The 371-nt window shown below is 66.0% G+C and carries 1 protein-coding gene; it reads right to left on the bottom strand.

Annotated features, from left to right (window positions below; all coding sequences use genetic code 11):
• A partial coding sequence (locus tag H7I87_RS00280; RefSeq protein ID WP_264002499.1) for a chymotrypsin family serine protease occupies positions 1-371 on the bottom strand: 371 nt, incomplete at both ends.

The raw sequence follows: 371 nt of genomic DNA, 5'->3' as shown, positions 1-371 counted from the left end.
CCTTGCTTGCGGTGATCTCCACGATCTGCCCACAGGCGTCCACGCCCGAGCCCATGCCGAACTTGCACAACTGTTGTCCGACTTCAAGATTGGTCGCCACGCCGGTGACGGGCAGCGACGCGGCGACCGCCGAGGACCGGGGAACGTGGTCGCCGTCCAGCGTGATCAGGCCGATGTCGTGCTGTTCGTCGTGGACGCCTTCGCTGATCGTCCGGGTGAAGGTGCCCAACGGGGTATAGGGCAGGACCCCGCCCAGGTTCATCGTGACCTTGCTCGGCGCACCGGGGCGATTGCAATGACCGGCGGTGAGTATCCCGGCCCGGCCGCCACTGGTACGCACCAAAAACCCTGCGGTGCAACCCATTCCACCG

It is taken from the genome of Mycobacterium timonense, assembly GCF_025821985.1.
Lineage (GTDB): Bacteria > Actinomycetota > Actinomycetes > Mycobacteriales > Mycobacteriaceae > Mycobacterium > Mycobacterium avium.
Note: the sequence above shows the minus strand (reverse complement) of the source record. Positions and strands in the feature narration are given on the sequence as shown.